At 31.5% G+C, this 18633-nt stretch carries 18 protein-coding genes and 1 tRNA gene; 9 read left to right on the top strand and 10 right to left on the bottom strand.

What is annotated here, in order from left to right; genetic code table 11:
• Positions 1-20: 20 nt before the first annotated feature.
• From Q0616_RS11210 to scpA, 4 genes are all read right to left on the bottom strand, one after another.
• Positions 21-2054, bottom strand: a complete 2034-nt coding sequence (locus Q0616_RS11210) for an outer membrane beta-barrel protein (RefSeq protein WP_298776985.1) — start codon at positions 2052-2054, stop codon at positions 21-23.
• Positions 2055-2194: 140 nt separating this feature from the next.
• Entirely contained in the window at positions 2195-2761 is a 567-nt protein-coding gene (locus tag Q0616_RS11205; RefSeq protein WP_298776984.1) for an Ig-like domain-containing protein, read from the bottom strand.
• Positions 2762-2820: 59 nt separating this feature from the next.
• Positions 2821-3330, bottom strand: coding sequence for a hypothetical protein (locus Q0616_RS11200; protein WP_298776983.1), 510 nt, complete (start codon positions 3328-3330; stop codon positions 2821-2823).
• A 76-nt stretch (positions 3331-3406) separates the two neighbouring features.
• Positions 3407-5539, bottom strand: a complete 2133-nt coding sequence (scpA, locus tag Q0616_RS11195; protein WP_298776982.1) for a methylmalonyl-CoA mutase — start codon at positions 5537-5539, stop codon at positions 3407-3409.
• 174 nt (positions 5540-5713) lie between these two features.
• Here scpA and Q0616_RS11190 point away from each other — a divergent pair, with 174 nt between their 5' ends.
• Entirely contained in the window at positions 5714-6757 is a 1044-nt protein-coding gene (locus tag Q0616_RS11190) for a hypothetical protein (protein WP_298776980.1), read from the top strand.
• Between the two features lie 60 nt (positions 6758-6817).
• Here the strand turns inward: Q0616_RS11190 and Q0616_RS11185 are convergent, their stop codons facing one another.
• Positions 6818-7087 (bottom strand): hypothetical protein, encoded by a 270-nt coding sequence (locus Q0616_RS11185; RefSeq protein WP_171623492.1) that lies wholly within the window; start codon positions 7085-7087, stop codon positions 6818-6820.
• Positions 7088-7310: 223 nt separating this feature from the next.
• Here Q0616_RS11185 and era point away from each other — a divergent pair, with 223 nt between their 5' ends.
• The 3 genes from era (at position 7311) to Q0616_RS11170 (ending at position 10426) form a co-directional block, all read left to right on the top strand.
• Positions 7311-8198, top strand: coding sequence for a GTPase Era (gene era / locus Q0616_RS11180; RefSeq protein WP_171623491.1), 888 nt, complete (start codon positions 7311-7313; stop codon positions 8196-8198).
• Positions 8199-8308: 110 nt separating this feature from the next.
• The gene (locus Q0616_RS11175) at positions 8309-9097 is read left to right on the top strand and encodes a universal stress protein (protein WP_171623490.1); all 789 of its coding nucleotides are present in this window, start codon (positions 8309-8311) and stop codon (positions 9095-9097) included.
• An 84-nt stretch (positions 9098-9181) separates the two neighbouring features.
• Positions 9182-10426: a DUF445 domain-containing protein gene (locus tag Q0616_RS11170; protein WP_225539590.1), complete on the top strand. Its 1245-nt coding sequence runs from the start codon at positions 9182-9184 to the stop codon at positions 10424-10426.
• Positions 10427-10478: 52 nt separating this feature from the next.
• Here Q0616_RS11170 and Q0616_RS11165 read toward each other — a convergent pair whose 3' ends face one another.
• From Q0616_RS11165 to Q0616_RS11155, 3 genes are all read right to left on the bottom strand, one after another.
• Positions 10479-10949, bottom strand: coding sequence for an ecotin family protein (locus Q0616_RS11165; RefSeq protein WP_171623488.1), 471 nt, complete (start codon positions 10947-10949; stop codon positions 10479-10481).
• Positions 10950-11067: 118 nt separating this feature from the next.
• A tRNA-Asn gene (locus Q0616_RS11160) sits at positions 11068-11141 on the bottom strand.
• Positions 11142-11278: 137 nt separating this feature from the next.
• Positions 11279-11953: a TIGR02117 family protein gene (locus Q0616_RS11155; RefSeq protein WP_298776978.1), complete on the bottom strand. Its 675-nt coding sequence runs from the start codon at positions 11951-11953 to the stop codon at positions 11279-11281.
• 45 nt (positions 11954-11998) lie between these two features.
• Between Q0616_RS11155 and Q0616_RS11150 the strand changes: the two genes are divergently transcribed.
• A complete protein-coding gene (locus Q0616_RS11150; RefSeq protein WP_298776977.1) occupies positions 11999-12784 on the top strand; it encodes a GLPGLI family protein in 786 nt (261 codons plus the stop codon).
• A gap of 31 nt (positions 12785-12815) precedes the next feature.
• Here the strand turns inward: Q0616_RS11150 and Q0616_RS11145 are convergent, their stop codons facing one another.
• Both Q0616_RS11145 and Q0616_RS11140 read right to left on the bottom strand, forming a co-directional pair.
• Positions 12816-14387, bottom strand: coding sequence for an Rne/Rng family ribonuclease (locus tag Q0616_RS11145; protein ID WP_171623485.1), 1572 nt, complete (start codon positions 14385-14387; stop codon positions 12816-12818).
• Positions 14388-14600: 213 nt separating this feature from the next.
• Positions 14601-14897, bottom strand: a complete 297-nt coding sequence (locus tag Q0616_RS11140; protein ID WP_092909071.1) for an HU family DNA-binding protein — start codon at positions 14895-14897, stop codon at positions 14601-14603.
• A gap of 83 nt (positions 14898-14980) precedes the next feature.
• Between Q0616_RS11140 and mutY the strand changes: the two genes are divergently transcribed.
• From mutY to rseP, 4 genes are all read left to right on the top strand, one after another.
• Positions 14981-16021: an A/G-specific adenine glycosylase gene (mutY, locus tag Q0616_RS11135; protein WP_225532486.1), complete on the top strand. Its 1041-nt coding sequence runs from the start codon at positions 14981-14983 to the stop codon at positions 16019-16021.
• 35 nt (positions 16022-16056) lie between these two features.
• Complete coding sequence (gene ssb, locus Q0616_RS11130; protein ID WP_171623483.1) at positions 16057-16506, top strand: single-stranded DNA-binding protein; 450 nt, start codon at positions 16057-16059, stop codon at positions 16504-16506.
• A gap of 15 nt (positions 16507-16521) precedes the next feature.
• Positions 16522-17130: a gliding motility lipoprotein GldD gene (locus tag Q0616_RS11125; protein WP_225532485.1), complete on the top strand. Its 609-nt coding sequence runs from the start codon at positions 16522-16524 to the stop codon at positions 17128-17130.
• Between the two features lie 73 nt (positions 17131-17203).
• On the top strand, positions 17204-18514 hold the full coding sequence (rseP, locus tag Q0616_RS11120; protein ID WP_260541720.1) for an RIP metalloprotease RseP: 1311 nt from the start codon (positions 17204-17206) through the stop codon (positions 18512-18514).
• Positions 18515-18633 lie beyond the last annotated feature (119 nt).

Below are 18633 nucleotides of genomic sequence, written 5' to 3'. Positions count from 1 at the left end.
AATATTGAGCCTTTTTTGTTTTATTGTATTTGCATTCCACTACTTTCTCTATATCGATTTCCATCTCCTGTTTTGCTTACTTTTGCTCCAAATTGATTGAGGTTAAAAGTTAATGAAAACATGATGAATTGCGTCAAAATATTGTTACGTTGATCAACGACAGACTCTGCATTAATTGTTCGCGTATAACTATTATTTTGGTTCAATAAATCATATACTTTTATTCCAGCTTCTAATTTATCATCAAAGAAACGATACATTAAACTTGTATTCCATAAAAAGAAATCGCGCTTGAAACCTGCTGCCATTCTCGAATTATAATTGTAGCTGAAATCATTTGTCCATGTCAAATTTTTAGGAAAAGTAGAAATCGTTTTAATTCCGAAATTGTGCGTTATATTATTCTGATTGTCAATCGAATAATTGACATATTTAGAATTGGTAAAGTTTAAACGGTACGATGGAGAAATTGTTAAATAATCGCCGTAATCCCAATTTAATCTTAGCATAGGTGATAAAGTCGTGTTGTACTGTTCATATTTTACAGCATCCCTAAAACCTTGTGTTAATGCATAACTTGCAGATGTACCAATATTAATTCTAAATTTATTGTTTCCTTTTTGATAGTGTTTATTGAAAAAAACATTACCATTTAGGCGATAATTTCCTTTGACATTTTCGTAAGTTGTTGTTCTTTTATAAATCGAATAATCCATTTCGGTATAATTAACAATATTCGATTCGTTGTAGGTATAGCCTAAATTTGCATTGAATCCTTGACGTGTTTTTCGATCAAAATTGCTAAACATTAAATTGATTCGATGTGCTTTATTAGGGTTTAAATCAGGATTACCTTTAAAAACATCTAACGGATCCGTTTCGTCTATAATTGGTAAAACTTGTGAAGTCGAAGCTAAACTTGTTTGATAATTATACAACAAAGAAAGCGAGTTGTTTCCATTTTGATAACGAATATTACCCGAAATATCTGGTAAAGTTTTGTTTTGTGTCGAACGATAATCAGCTGCTTTAAATATTCCAAAATTTTGTTGATTATAAATCGTTGCACCTAATCTTAAGGTTGCAGAAATCTTCTTTTTGTTCAATAATAATTGAGTGAATGGATTAAGTTCATTCAGTCGAGTGGAATAAAATCGTGTCAAATCAGTGTTCAAGTTATCATATTCTCCAGTAGTTTCATTGTAATTTAACGTTCTATTATTGGTTTCAGAATCGGTTAAATTATATGCAGTACCAACTGCAATTTTTAAAGAATCAGAAATGGGATAGGTATATTTTACGTTAAAATTATACGAATTATCTTTCGAAATATTTTGTTCATTTACATTTCGATAAATATCATCAATCGAATCAGTTGTATATAAAGTTGTCGAATTTATGAATGAATTGCGATCTGTTTTGCCAATCGAAATATCCGAATTAAAGTCTAAATAAGATTTATTCTTGAATTGTTGATTAAGTGATAAAATCGTTTTGAAGATGTTCGAATTTGATTTTGCATCGGATGTTTGGTTCATTTGATTTCTTAAATCTCCTAAATCTGAATAGGTTTTACTATCCGAAATAGAGGATTTTGTTGATGAAGAATTGTTAAAAGACGGGTAAAAATAGATCTTCGTATTGTTTTTTGTCCATTCTAAATTTGTTCCAAAGTTATGACCATAGGTTTCATTTTTTGTTTTAGAATTTGCATCAGATATATACGTGTTTTTTGGAGCAAAGTTTTCGATGTGTTTGAATTGGGCGTTTTTTGTATAGGAATGATTCAGTCTATAATCAGCACCAATCTTCAAATTATCATTTAATTGATCACTATAATTCAGTCCAATTGATGTATTGTTTGTAACACCGTTCGAATTTCTTCTTCCCATTCTGCCTTGTCCTCTCGAACCTTCTCCATTTGTCATTCCCGAAGACGCAATATCAGTTGAAGAACCAATTAGACTAATTTTCTTTTTTCCTTTAAAATAGTTTGCCATTAAATTACCTTCGTAATGATTAGCTGTTCCATAACCAGCTGTGGCCTTCAGCATATAACCTTTTTTCTTGTCTTCTTTCAAGGTAATATTCAACGAAGATTTATCAGATTTAGAGCGTTCGCCAGAAAATTTTTCGTTTTTCGTTTTATAATCCGAAACCTGAATTTTTTTGATGATATCAGCTGGTAAATTTTCTAATGCGACTTTTCCATCTGTTCCAAAAAAGGTTCTCCATCTATCAAAATTTCATTAACATTCTTGCCATTTACCGTTATTTTTCCATCTTCGTCCATCTCAAAACCAGGCAACTCATTTAATAGGGTTTCTAAGTTTGCATTTGGTTTTACTTTGTATGAATCCGCATTATATTCGATTGTATCTTGTTTTACAACAATGGGTTCTACATTGGTTACAATCACTTCGTCCAAATCATAAATCATCGGATTAATGATAACAGTACCAAGGTCAATGTTGTTTTTTAGAGACTCAAAACTTTGCTTGAAAACACCTTCTAAAGCATCATCAATAATCAAGTAAACGGGTTTTTCTTGTGGAGTAAGTTCAAGTTTAAAAACGCCTGATTCATTTGTTGTTGCAGAAACAATTTTTGTCGAATCGGATTGATTACCTAATATAATCTCAGCATCAGTTAATGGATAATGAAGTCCATCGGTTACTTTTCCTGTAATGGTAATTTTATCTTGTCCAAAAGAGAGTGTTGTGACGAAACTAATAAGAAGTGCAAAAATATATTTTGTCATGAGATGAATTGATTTCTTCATCTGTTAGACATCTAAATTAGGATAAAGTTTAATTTTGATTAAAGTTTTTTCCAACTTTTATCTGAGATTTTCGAAACATCAAAATCAGAAGTAGTGATAAAAAGAGGCGTAATTTCTACAATTCGTTTTATTTGAGTTGTTCTCAAGTTTGATTCTGGGCAAAATGTTTCAAATAATACTATTTTTTCAGATTCAGAAGAGTTTGATTTGTAAAGCGTTTCTTTAATTTTTTTGTCAACTTTCCAATTTGTACAACTTCCAATGTTATAATATTCAAAGGCTAATAAAGGAAGTAAGCTAAATATAATGCCTAAGATAAATTTCATCACATTCATAAAACTCCAACCATTTTTATTTTTAATAGAAAGTAGAAACAGGATATAAATGCTGACAGCTGTAGCAAAGGTTAAAATCTTTGGGAATAGTTTTGCAAACTCATGATTCGCAAATTCTAAACTAATAAAATCTCCAATTAAAAAGTATCCAATAAACCATAAAATAAAAATTGTACAGATGATTAAGATAATATTTCGAAGAGTTTTATTCATATCGCTTGTTGGTTTGTGTGGTATAAATATAAAAATATTCCTGTCAATAGACAGGAATACTTAAACTAAAATAGATTTATTTATAAGATTTCAATAAATTCTCTAAAATTTCGCACGCACATTCTGCTAAATTGGTTCCTGGACCAAAAATCGCATCTGCGCCATTTTGATAAAGGTAATCATAATCTTGACGTGGGATAACACCACCGACAACAATATATACATCATCTCTACCTAATTCTTTTAATAGTTTTACTACTTCTGGCACTAATGTTTTGTGTCCTGCAGCTAAAGAAGAAATTCCTAAAATGTGAACATCATTTTCAATTGCTTGTTTAGCAACTTCTGCTGGTGTTTGAAATAATGGCGAAATATCGACATCAAATCCCATATCAGCAAATGATGTTGCAACAACTTTAGCACCGCGATCGTGACCATCTTGTCCCATTTTTGCGACCATAATACGAGGGCGACGACCATCCTCTTCTGCAAACTCGTCTGCTAAATTGCGAGCTTCTTCAAATTTATTCATTTTTCCTGCTTCCATAGCATAAACCCCTTGAATTCCTCTTGTAATTGCTTTGTGACGACCAAAAATAGTTTCTAAAGCATCAGAAATTTCACCTAACGTTACACGACGACGAGCCGCTTCGATAGATAATTCTAATAAATTTCCTTCACCTGTTTCAGCAGCTTTTGTTAATTGCGCTAATATCTCTTGAACAGCTTCGTTATTACGCTCTGCTTTTATTTGATTTAATCGATCAATTTGTTTTTGACGAACAGTTGTGTTGTCAACTTCAAGAATTTCAAACTCTTGTTGTTCTAATTTCGAACGATAGGCATTAACACCTATAATTGAAACTTCGCCAGAATCTATTTTGGCTTGTTTTTTTGCAGCAGCTTCTTCAATACGCATTTTCGGGATTCCCGCTTCTATCGCTTGTGTCATTCCACCTAATTCGCGAACTTCTTGAATATATTCCCACGCTTGATTTGCCATTTCATTTGTCAATGACTCAATCATAAAACTACCACCAAAAGGATCTGCAGTTCTGCAAATTTGTGTTTCTTCTTGTAAAATGATTTGCGTATTTCGTGCAATTCGTGCTGAGAAATCGGTAGGTAAAGCGATGGCTTCGTCTAATGCATTTGTGTGTAAAGACTGCGTTCCTCCTAATGCAGCAGCTAAAGCTTCGATTGCTGTACGACCAATATTGTTATATGGTTCTTGCTCTGTTAAACTCCAACCTGAAGTTTGACAATGCGTTCTTAGCATTAATGATTTTTTATTTTGAGGTTCAAATTCCTTCATCAATTTTGCCCAAAGCATACGAGCGGCTCTCATTTTCGCAATTTCTTGAGGGAAATTCATTCCAATTGCCCAGAAAAATGATAAACGAGGAGCAAAATCATCAACTTTTAATCCGGCAGCTAATCCAGTTTTTACGTATTCGTAACCATCTGCTAATGTATATGCCATTTCCAAAACAGGAGTAGCTCCAGCTTCTTGCATATGGTAACCTGAAATAGATATAGAATTGAATCGCGGAATGTTTTGAGAAGTATATTCGAAAATATCAGCAATGATTTTCATCGAAGGTGTTGGTGGATAAATGTATGTATTACGTACCATGAATTCCTTCAAAATATCATTCTGAATTGTACCCGAAAGTTGTTCTTGCGAAACCCCTTGTTCTTCAGCCGCTACAATGTAGAAAGCTAAAATAGGAAGTACAGCTCCGTTCATTGTCATCGAAACTGAAATTTTATCCAATGGAATTTCATCAAATAAAATTTTCATATCCTCTACAGAATCAATTGCTACACCAGCTTTTCCAACATCTCCAACAACACGTTCGTGATCAGAATCATAACCGCGATGTGTAGCCAAATCAAACGCAACTGAAAGACCTTTTTGTCCTGCAGCTAAATTTCTTTTGTAAAATGCATTTGATTCCTCGGCAGTAGAAAAACCTGCATATTGACGAATTGTCCATGGTTGACGAACATACATTGTAGAATAAGGACCACGTAAATAAGGTGCAACACCAGGTAAAAAATCCAATTGTTTTAAATCTTTTACATCATTATAATCGTAATCACTTTTTACCTGTAAGCTATCTAACTCAAATGACTCTATATGTGATGGATTAGAATTTAGATTTCGTTTAAATCTTAAATTCGAAAAATCTGTTTTGTGATTCATCTTGCTAAGATAAATAATAATCTATTAGATTTTATAAAATTACCATTTTTTGAGAGCTCTTTTTTCAACTTTTTTTCAACAACAGCAATAAATATAGAAATTGAAATGCCTTTGGTCAAATTATTGATTGAATTTGATTATCAATATATTAAAACCGCACAAAAAATAGCTATTATGAAATTAGAGTTTAGTAAAAAGAAGATTTCTGAAATTCTAAATGAATTTCAAGATAAGAATACCTTTCAATGGCAGGATGATATTTTTGAATTGATGGAAAAAATCGATGGAAAAAATGAGATGTTTAATTTTCATTATATGAAAGAAGATAATATTTATACGTCAACGTTTAATCGACAGTTTGTAAATGAAACTTTTCAATCATTGAATCGTTTTTTAGGATTAAAGAGCGGTGATTCGTCTCTGTTAATTTCATCTGTGTTAGAAAATGAAGGAGAAATATCCCTGGTACAAGCGATAGAAGGAGGATTTGATTTGTATTGTCACGAAGATTCGGATCAAGTGAAAATTCCGTTAACTAACGAGGGTCAAAGCGAAATTGGTTATGCTTTGAATTATGCTTATTTGACAAAAAATCAATTAGAAAATTCATTTGACGATTTAGCTCGAATAGAAAAAATTGCGATCGAAAGTGATCATTTATCACATGAGTTGATTCAGAAATTAAAAGATCATAAAAAAACAAGTTTTTACCAAGTGTTTACCGCAAATGGTTTTCCGATTGCAGTAAAAAATATAGATGATATAGAGTATACTGTTTTAGATAAAATAGAACTTTCTGAAGATGAAAAAGGCCATTTGGTTTTAAATTCGCCTTATGAAGATGAGTCTTTAAATCTGTATAGACAAGCTGTTATTTCTGATGATCAGAAGAAGTTTAGATGGATTTCAGGAAACGAATGCAAGCTAAATGGAAAAGATGTTGTCAATTTAGAAGTGATAGAAGAGAAACTAAAACCATATATTGATTATAATTTTAGTGTAGTGACTTTTCCGAAGCAAGGAAGTACAGAGGATGTGATTTCTTTGGTGATAGAAAGTCGATTTACAGAACATGTTGATATTCAGAAAAGCGAATTGGAACGCAATGAAGTTCCACAACAAACTTTTTTTATTGGAGAATTTCCAAAAAGTAAGGACAAAGCCGCTATTCGAAAAGAGTTAATTAAATTGTTAAATGAATCAGATGATAATCAATAACAACTAAAATGGGGACACTACATGTAGTGTCCCCATTTTAGTTTAAGTCATAAACAATTATTAGTATTGAATATCAATTAAAGATTTCAAAGGTATCAAAACACCATTTTTAATTTGCAAAAATTTATCCATAACAGACCATACAGTTGTTTCGATTTTCTTTGGACCTTGATCCGTTTGAAAAGTGATATATGCTTTCGATTTGAATTCATTCCCTAATCTAACAGCACCATTCAACTTATTTACTTCTACTGTTACTTCGTCTTTTGGTGCATCTAAAAACTTATAGTTTCTTACTTCTTCTTTTTCAATAAGCTCTGCTTTCATCATTTTTTTAAATTTTGGTTAATTTAATTTTTCCATAACACTTGTATGAAATTAATCATATTTTTCAAAAAACCATAACTTTTGTCATCTTTTTTTGATGTTAATTAGAATTATTCAAAATACAGACCAAAATCAATTTTATGAAACTAAAATTTCATTAGAAGATTAATCTTTTCTTCAACATATTAATCTGAAATAATATTATAGAAATCACTAAATTTGCAGAATGTCAGACGAAAAGAAATTTAAATCCGGTTTTGTAAACATCATAGGTAATCCAAATGTTGGGAAATCTACTTTGATGAATATGTTGATGAAAGAACGTCTTGTAATTGCGACACACAAAGCGCAAACGACACGTCATCGTATCAAAGGTATTTTGACAGGAGAAGATTATCAAATTGTATTTTCTGATACACCAGGCGTATTAGATCCTGCATATGAGTTACAAACCAAAATGATGGACGCCGTAAAAGAGTCGTTGGTAGATGCTGATGTGATTCTTTATGTTGTGGAAATCGGAGAAAAACGTTTGAAAAACGAAGAAGTTTTTGAACGTCTGCAAAAAACATCGACACCCATTATTTTATTGTTGAATAAGATTGATACTGCTACACCAGATCGTTTGAATGAAGCGGTAGAATATTGGCACGAATTATTACCTAAGGCCGAGATTTTGCCCATTTCGGCAAAGGAAAATGTAAATGTCGATTTGTTGATTAATAAAATTAAAGCAATCATTCCAGAAGGTCCGCAATATTATCCAGAAGAACAATTAACAGATCGTTCAGAGCGTTTTATTGTGAACGAAGTGATACGCGAAAAAATTTTATTAAACTATCAAAAAGAAATTCCTTATTCTGTAGAAGTCGTAACAGAGCGATTCAAAGAAGATTTGAATTTAATTTCGATTGAAGCTGAAATTTATGTTGAACGAGATTCTCAAAAAGGAATTATTATTGGACATAAAGGCGAATCGTTATCAAAAGTAGGAAAAGAAGCTCGAGAAGAGTTAGAAAAATTCTTTGATAAGAAAGTATTCCTTAAACTTTTTGTAAAAGTGCGAAAAGATTGGAGAAGCAAAGAAAATGATTTGCGCCGCTTTGGTTATTAAAAACGAATAAAAAATAATAGAGTCTTGAGAAATCAAGGCTTTTTTTATGGATAGACATAATATTAATTGTAAATTTATAAAAAGAATAGAACACATTAATGAATTAAATTATGGCTAAAATATTATTTCCAACGGATTTTTCTGAAACAGCAAACAATGCTTTTTTATATGCTTTAAATCTCGCAAAAGTTTTAAATACAGATATCAAGTTAGTTTCGGTACAACCTAATCTTAGAAATTATCTTGATGTAACAGAAGAAAACTTTGAAAACTATATCAATAAATTAAAAAACATAGCAAAAGAAAATCACTTAGAACATGTCAAAATAGAAAGTTCGTTGATTGTGGGTGACTTATTGTTAATGATTTTAGACATTATCAATAAAGATAATATTCGATATGTTGTAATGGGAACAAATGGACAAAATAGTTTAGGTAAAAAGTTTTTTGGTTCGAATACAGTAAATGTAATCAATAATTCACCCGTTCCTGTGTTGGTTGTTCCAAATCAAGTAAAATTCAAGGAAGAAAGAAATTTTGCTTTTGCAACCTTGTTTCACCAAAACGAATCGAAGGCTTTGGCTGAGATGGAAGAAGTGACAAGTCGTTACGGAAAATTGTTGAATATTGTTCATGTCGATGACAAGTCAATTACACCAGAAATGTTAAACGTTAAAAAAGAATGGCAATCCGAATATCCTGAAGCTATTGTTACGATAGAAACCAACAAAGATGTAGAAGGAGGATTAATTAATTTTTGTACCCAAAACAATATTGATGTTTTAGGAGTTGTACATAGAGAATTAACATCTTTCGAACGCTTGTTTACCATCAATCACAGCCAACGATTATTATCAAGTGCAAATGTAGCATTATTGGTTTTTCAAGAAAGTAAATAAATTATATACATAAATTTGTAAGCGGAGAATTCTCCGCTTTTTTGATTGGCTAAATTTTTGCTTCAATTCTTTCAAAATACGTTTATGACTGAACTTCAGAAAATAAAAAACCTCAAAAAACATAAAGCAATTGCAACAGGATTATTTATCTTGATGGCTTTTGTTTACTTTTTGATGGTTTATTTGAATCAATATTCTCCTGCAAACTGGATTGGCTATGTAGAGTCATTTGCCGAAGCGGCTATGGTTGGAGCACTTGCAGATTGGTTTGCGGTTACTGCTTTGTTTCGTTATCCATTAGGGCTAAAAATTCCACACACAAATTTGATCGAAAATAGTAAAAATGCAATAGGTGATAATTTGGGGCAATTTGTAACAGACAATTTTTTAACTCCTTCTACTATTCGTCCGTATATCGTTAAGTTAGAAGTGGTGAAATATGCAGCTGATTGGTTGAATAAACCGACTAATCAAGAAATGTTACAAGTAGAATTGATTAATTTTTTGAAGAAGATTGTCAAAGATTTAGATGATAAAGATGTGGTTGATTTTATCACGTTAAAAGGGGATGAGATTTTAAAACAGTTTGATCTTCCAGAATTGGTTTCAACAAGTTTAGAATATATCCTCGAAAAAGAAAAGCACAATGAAATTTTAGAAGCAATTATTCCGAAAGCCAAAGAATATATCATCGAAAGTGATTTGATTATTAAAGATAAATTAAACGAAAAACATCCTGTCATTTCATTCTTTGCAGGAAAAAAAATTTCAAAAGGAGTAGTGGAAGGAGTGGTGAGTTTTTTGGATGAGGTAGAGAATGACAAAGAACACCCAGTTCGTCATAATATCGAACGAATTATTCGAGAAAATATTTTGAATGTAAAAGAATCGCCCGATTGGAAATTGAAATTAGAATCGCTTCGAGATGAGTTTATCACCAAAGAAAGATTAAATGGATATGCCTCAGATTTGTGGTTGACTCTTAAAGTAAGTCTGACAGAAAGCTTTGATGATCCAAATTCTGCGATACAAGTTTATATCAATAAAAACATTAAAAAATTAACCGAGAATTTGAATGATAACCAAGAAATGATTGATAAAATTAATAGTTGGGTACGTCATTTTATTTACCGCATGATTTTGAGAAATGTGAAAGAAGTAGAAAGTTTGATTAGTAATACAGTCGATAAATGGGAAGGAAAAGAACTGAGCGAAAAGTTAGAATTGGAAGTTGGTAAAGACTTACAATTTATTCGGATAAATGGTACGCTTGTCGGAGGGCTTGTTGGTTTGATTATTTATACTATTACACAATTGGTTTTCCATTAAAATACAAAAGCTCGAGAATTTCTCGAGCTTTTTCAATTTAAAATCTGTAATATTATTTTACCAAGTTAAGTTTTTCATCAGCTTTCCAAATTCTATATTCTAACGTATAACCTTTCGGTACATAAACTACAATTGGCAATTTGCTGTTGTAACGTGTTTGTAAAGACTGAGCGTAGATTGTTTTCTCTACAGATTGATTATCTGGACACATCATCATAGTTCCTCCGACATTCCCATTCGATTCGAAATTAATGTAATTATATCCCCATCCTTCTACTGTTTTCTGATCAAAATTTCCACTTAAGAAAAAACGATTGCACGAATCAACCATTACTTTTTTACTAGCAAAAATTTCAACCGAATAATTTTCTTCGTTCGTTTGAGGTTGAAGAACGATAATTTTTTGTTCGTAACCTTTTTTTGCTTCTGGGTACATCGAATAATCCATTTTATTATTTTTTTGTGCAAATGATACCATAACCATTAATATTGCTAAAATGCTAAATACTTTTCTAAATTTCATCCTAAATTTATTTTTTGTTTTCTACTTGTAAGATGATCTAAGAGGAGAAAAGGTTGTGTGATGTAGTGTTAAATATTTGTAAAATAAAAAAAGACAATCGTAATGATTGTCTTTTTTGCTCCTCCTCTTGGGCTCGAACCAAGGACCCTCTGATTAACAGTCAGATGCTCTAACCAACTGAGCTAAGGAGGAGTATCGTTATCGATATTGTGATGCAAATATAGAGCAAATTTTATTACTTCCAAATCTTAAAACTATTTTTTTTTGCGCTGAAAGTCGCTAAAACAAACAACTCTTTGAAAATGAATTAGAAATAATTTTATTCAACGTTATTTGTAATGATAAAATATCCCTTGTTGGGTTGCTGTCCACAAAGGAGCTTTTTTATTTGCCGCTTTTAAGGCACTTGACGCCCAAGTATTGCACGTAAAAAATAAGCTATAACTTCCTTTCGCTTCATAAAATGCATCACGCTCTCCATAAACTGCATCTGTTTCAACCAATTCTACTTTAGAATTTTGATCCAAATCAAATGAATTTTTAATATATACGATCAGATTTTGATACTCTTCTAAACTCAAAGAGATTCTTTTGCAATCTTCGCCAACTGTCATATTATCATAAAAAGTAGTGTGCATCGCTGAATCTCCTAACCAAAAAGCAGCATTAAAAGCTGTTGTAAGTTTAAGATCATTCCATTCTGGCGTATCCAAATAAAAACCTTTATCTCCCCAACCAAAAGCAATGTATTTATATTCTTTCTTCGATTTTGTATCGGAAAATGGTACGAAAAATGACCAATCAATTGCTTCAGATTTCACAGGAACCACAATATCTGTATGTACACCATTTGTTAAAATATAAGCCGTTATTTGATCTGTTGATTTCTGTTTTTCCTTGTGCACAGGAATTAACGGTAACAAAACCACTGCAAGCAAGTATACCATAACAAGTAATACTAAAGTAGCTAAGGATTTTAGTAGTATTCGTAAGATTTTTTTCATCGTAATGGATTAATTAGCTAAAATAAAGAAAATCGCGAAAAGCTTTTGTTAATTAGTTCTCTATTTTTTTTAGTATATTTAATTCACTTTTCATTAATACAAATGAAATACTTACTATTGCTCTTTATTCCTTTCATGACTTTTGCTCAAGAAAAATTCAAGGTCGAATATGAAATTAGAAATTTTGTAACCATTTCAAATACATCACCCGAAAAGGCAAAACAATTAGAAGAAGCTTATTCAAAACCTAAATTCTATGAATTATTTGTTGATAAAGATAAATGTTTATCCAAAGAACTTCAACGAATTGATAATTCTCAGGGAAGTAGAATGACTATATTTACCGTTGAAGGAGATGTAGTTGACAAACAAACATATTTAGATTTTAATTCTAACGAAAAAATCATTGAAAAAAGCGTTGATGGAAAAGCTTATTTGGTTAGTGATATAATCGAAAATAATGATTGGAAACTTACAAAAGAGACTAAAATTATTAATGGTTATAAAGTAAGAAAAGCTATCTTAAACAACGATATTCATCTTGTAGAAGCTTGGTTTTCAAAGGATATTAAAAGTAAATGTGGACCTAATAAATATAATAATTTACCAGGTTTAATTTTAGAAGTAAAATCTACAGTTATAGAAAAACCAACAACTTTTACAACGATAACACTAGAATCTATCAAACTTGACAATAAAATATTAATTCAGAAACCGAGTAAAGGGGGTCAAATGAATGATGTGGAATTCAAAGTTTTTATCGGTGATTATTACAGAAAAATTGATGAAAAGTTTAAAGAATCTCAAAAACAAGGTGTTGACAAAACTTAAAAAAACCTGCTCAATAGAGCAGGTTTTTTTATTAATTTGATTCGTTGTAAAGTGTATTATGATCTTTATCCAAGAAGTTAAATTGTAAGTATTTGTACGCATCTCTTGGCACAATCTTAATCCACTTTTTATGCTTAAAAAACCATTTCATCTGAATGCTTGGCAATCCATGTTGTAAATAAGCCGCTACGAAAGGATGCACATGCAATGACATTTTTCGTAAATCCTTATCTTTTCTGTCAAGGATATTCAAGAGCACTTGTTCAATTTTATCAATTGTAACGATAGGTGCTTCTACTTCATTCGATTCTTGGTTCGGATTTTCTTCAGTCGTTATAAAATTCACCTCTGGGCGAACTCGTTGTCTTGTGATCTGAATCAATCCAAATTTACTTGGTGGCAAAATCTTATGTTTTGCTTTTTCTTTCGACATTTCAGCTCTCAGATGCTCAAACAATTCTTTTTTATGTTCTGCATCAGTCATGTCTATAAAATCGACCACAACAATTCCTCCCATATCGCGTAAGCGTAACTGACGTGCAATTTCAGAAGCAGCAATTTTGTTTACGGCAAAAGCTGAATCTTCTTGATTTTTAGAGTTACGAGAAATATTTCCCGAGTTTACATCAATTACGTGTAACGCTTCTGTGTGTTCAATCACGAGGTAAGCACCTTTAGATTGAGGAATAGTTACCGTTTTACCAAAAGCTTGTTTGATTTGTCTTTCGACATTAAACTTTTCGAAAATTGGAACAAAAGGATCTTCATATTCTTTCACCAAATTTACTTTATCTGGTGCTATGACTTCCAAATACTCGCGCATTTCGTCAGCTAATTCAGCATCATCAACAGAAATTTTAACAAAATCATCGTTAAAATTATCTCTCAAGATAGAGGAAGCTCTGTCCATTTCACTAAGAATTTTAGAAGGAGCTTTCTTTTTCTGAAGATTTTTGAAAACTTGTGTCCATTTGTTCAACAAATAAGCCAAGTCTGCTTGTAATTCTTCAGCATTTTTATCTTCAGCAACAGTTCTGATGATCACTCCGAAGCCTTCGGGTGTTAAACCTTCTAAAATTTTGATTAAACGATCGCGCTCTGGTTTTTGTTTGATTTTTTGTGAAATCGAAACACGTTCCGAGAAAGGAACTAAAACTAAATAACGACCAGCAATTGAAATTTCAGAAGTAATTCTTGGTCCTTTCGTATGGATTGGTTCTTTTGTAATTTGAACTAAAACGGAATCACCTGGTGCAAAGATTTCTGTAATCAGACCATCTTTGTCAATTGGTTTTTCCATACGGAAGTTTTTCAATTTTTCGGTTTTGTACGTTCCATTTGCTACAATTTTGTTGTAAGCATTTGACGAACGTATTTGTGGACCTAAGTCATGATAATGTAAAAATGCATCTTTCGAATAACCAATGTCAACAAAGGTTGCATTTAAACTGGGAGCTAATTTTTTGATTTTACCCAAGTAAATGTCGCCAACTGCAAAGCCATCATTTGCAGTGTCTTGATGAAATTCCATCAAGCGACCTTCATCTAAAACTGCGATGCGTACTTGATCAGCTAAGGCTGAAATCACTAATTCTTTACTCATCAAAAAATTATGTTTTTAAAAATGATAAAAGCACTTTCCAAAATTTCCATTGAAAAGTGCTATCTTGTAAAAAGACTAAAATTATTAATAGCGAGCTACTAATTATTTTTTCTTTTTGTGTCTGTTAAGACGACGACGTTTTTTGCGTTTGTGCGTCGCTACCTTATGTCTTTTACGTTTTTTTCCGCTTGGCATGATACAATTATTTTATTGTTATTTGATTACGTTTGCTTCACTAGTCTTTACATCTTCGATGAAAGTCTTAGCTGGTTTGAATGTAGGAACGTTGTGAGCTGGAATAATAATAGACGTACCTTTTGTGATATTTCTACCTGTTTTTTCTGCTCTAGTTTTAATAGTAAAAGATCCAAATCCTCTTAAGTATACATTTTCTCCTTCTACTAATGATTTAATCACCTCCTCCATAAACGATTCTACCACTCTTTGAGTATCGCTCTTTTCAAGTCCTAATTTACTTGAAATGTTATTTACTATTTCTGCCTTTGTCATAATTCCTCTTATTATTCTTAAATTTGAAAGCGGGTGCAAATATAACGAATGTATCTCAACAAAAAAACATTTTAATAGTTTTTATGAACTTCAACTATCTGATTTTGTCATATTTTGACAAAAATAAACGAGATTTACCATGGCGTCATACAAAAGACCCTTTTCGCATTTGGTTATCGGAAATAATTCTCCAACAAACAAGGGTTGACCAAGGTATGAAATTTTACAATAATTTCATACAAGAATTTGATACAATTTTTGATTTAGCAAATGCAGAGGAGCAAAAAGTCCTAAAACTCTGGCAAGGATTAGGTTACTATTCGCGTGCAAGAAATTTACATTACACTTCGAAAGTGATTTCTGATGAATTAAATGGACATTTTCCTACAAATTTTAACGATTTAAAGAAACTAAAAGGAATTGGAGATTATACAGCAGCTGCTATTTCATCAATTGTTTACAATGAAGCTGTCCCTGCAGTAGATGGTAATATGTTTCGTGTTTTTGCTCGATATTTTAATATTGAGGATGATATAAGCTCACCTAAAACCAAGAAAATATTTTGGGATTTAGGTTTAGAAATCATTGATAAAAAACGTCCAGGAGATTTTAATCAAGCCGTAATGGATCTTGGCGCAACGATTTGTACGCCTAAACAACCAAAGTGTGAAATTTGCCCTTTAAACGAATCGTGCGAAGCTCTTCGGTTGAATAAAGTGACCGAACTTCCTGTAAAGTTAAAAAAGACAAAAGTGTCGAATCGTTTTTTACATTTTATCATTATCGAAAATGAATCAACAATTGCTTTTTCAAAACGAACGGGTAATGATGTTTGGAAAAATTTATTCACTTTTCCTAAAATTGAAACTGAAACTGATTTATTGGATAAAGGTTGGATTTTAGATCAAAATCTTGAAAATAAACTAACTTTCATAGACGAAGAAAAACATGTTTTATCCCATCAAAATTTATTTATAAAATATTGGAAATTAAATGTATCTTTAAATGAAATAACAAAAATGAAAGCAGAAAATAATTTTGAAATGATTTCTCTAAATGATCTCGAAGATTATCCGCTTCCAAAACCAATAGAAAAATTTATAAATAAACATTATTTGGATTAACTTTGTATGTTACAAGCCACTAAAAATCTATAGCTATGAATGGAACAACGAATAAAGTACTTTTGATTGGGAATTTAGGTGATGATGTAAAATTGCATCATTTTGATGAACAAAATTGCATTGGACGATTTCCTATTGCCACAACAGAATCGTACATTTCGAGGACAGGAGAACGTATTACTGAAACAGAATGGCACAATATTGTGACACGAAATAAGTTGGCAGAATTATGTGATCGTTATCTAAAAAAAGGAGATAAAGTTTTTGTTGAAGGACGTATCAAAACTCGTAAATGGGACGATAATGGACAAATGCGTTATACAACAGAAATTGTTGCCAACTCTATCGAATTTTTAACACCAAAAATTGATCATGAGCAACGACAAGCAATGCAAAACGAACAAAACAAAGTTCAGAAAACACAAGAAAATACAACAATTGAACCTCCTTTTATCGATGAAGGAGAGGACGATTTGCCTTTTTAGAAATTAAATTATTAAATGAATTTTACAAAATCTAACGTTTTACGTTATACCATGAATTTTAAAACTATAATAGCATTATGTAGTAGTGCTATTTTTTTTGTGTCATGTAATAAAAGCGAGGATATCGCCAAGCCTTTGGGACAAGTTCGTCTTGAATATCCTAAGCAAACTTACCTTACATTTAAAGAAAATGTTCCTTATACATTTCAATATTCTAATTTTGGGAAAATTATAGAAGGGAAAAAAACAAACTCTTTTAATATTGTTTATCCAAGCATGAAAGCAACGATTTACTTGACTTATTTTCCAGTTCAATCACCTCAAGATTTAATCATTCAAATTAAAGAAAGTGAAAGCTTTGTACAAGAACAGACGGTTAAAGCCAGCTTTATTTCGCCTCAAGAATTTTCTTTTCCAGAAAGAAAGGTTTTTGGTACTATGTATGAGTTAGGAGGAGAATCCGCAATTAACATTCAATTTCATGCAACCGATAGCCTCAAGAATTTTTTGGCAGGTTCGGTATATTTCAAAACTCAACCAAAGCCAGATTCATTAGCTCCTGCAGTTGATTACATCAAGAAAGATGTAAAAAAATTGTTAGAAACCTTAGAATGGAAAAAATAAAATGCGTTGGTAAATAAAAACAATTAATTTTGTAGTCATTTAAAAATTAGAACATAATCAAATTTAAAATAATATGTTAATACAGATAGCTACCTTAATGCTTAGTTTGATGCTTTTAGTAATGTTGCACGAACTTGGACATTATGTTACAGCACGATGGTTTGGCGTTCGAGTAGAACGTTTCTTTTGTTTTTTCGATGTGAAATTTGCCATTTGGAAAAAGAAAATTGGAGATACCGTTTATGGGATCGGTTGGTTACCACTTGGAGGTTATGTAAAACTTTCGGGAATGATTGACGAGAGCATGGATTTGGAACAAATGAAACAAGAACCAAAACCCTACGAGTTCCGAGTAAAACCAGCTTGGCAACGATTAATTATTATGTTAGGTGGTATTATTGTCAATATCATTTTAGCAATGATTATTTATGCTGCACTTTTTATTTCGCAAGGAAAAAGTTTTATTGATGTAAATAAAATGCAATATGGAATTGAAGCAAATGAAACACAAACAAAATTTGGTTTACAGAAAGGTGATATTCCTGTTGGTGTAAATGGTGTAAAATATCAAGCACTAAACGAAATAGGCAAAGAAGCTTTGTTGGGAGGTGAAACTTTAGATGTAAAACGTGATGGACAAGAAGTATCATTACCAATTACAGAAGATTTTAGAACAGAAATCTTGAATGCTAAAGGAAATTTCTTTATTCCGCAAAGTCCAACTGTTGTTGATTCTATCGTGGATAATAGCGCTGCCCAAAAAGCAGGTCTATTAAAGGGTGATAAAATTATTGCAGTGGATGGGTTTACAACACCTTTATTTTCTGATTTTAAAAACAAATTGAAAGATTACAAAGGAAAAACGATTTCTTTAAGTATCGAAAGAAAAGGTGAACCTATTGAATTGATGGTAAATGTAGATAAAGATGGTACAATCGGTTTTAATGCTTCTACTGAATATGTACAATCATTAATTTCGAGAGAAGATTATACAATAGGAGAAGGTATTGCAAAAGGAATTGTAGAGCCTTTTGAAGCAATTGCAACACAAGTACGTGGTATTGGAACATTATTCCAAGTAAAAGATGGTCGTAAGCAAGTTGCGGGTCCGATTGGAATGGTAAAACAAATGCCAACAGAATGGAACTGGTTATTTTTCTGGTCATTTACAGCAATGATTTCTGCTTGGTTAGCCTTTATAAACTTACTACCAATACCTGGTTTAGACGGTGGACACGCTGTTTTTGCTATCTATGAAATGGTCACTGGAAAAAAACCAAGTGAAAAAGTTTTAGAAAAAGCACAAATGATTGGTGTTGTAATTATCTTAGGATTAATGATTTTCATCTTCGGTAATGATATTATCAATATGATTTTTCAATAAAATTTAAAATATTTTTTGTGGGTGTAAAAAATACTATTATATTTGCACCCACAATTAAGCAACATTCCTCCTTAGCTCAGTTGGTTAGAGCATCTGACTGTTAATCAGAGGGTCCTTGG

The sequence above is a fragment of the uncultured Empedobacter sp. genome, assembly GCF_937930195.1.
In the GTDB taxonomy this organism is placed as follows: domain Bacteria; phylum Bacteroidota; class Bacteroidia; order Flavobacteriales; family Weeksellaceae; genus Empedobacter; species Empedobacter stercoris.
The sequence above is the reverse complement of the archived record's forward strand: the minus strand, read 5'-3'. Positions and strand labels throughout refer to the sequence as shown.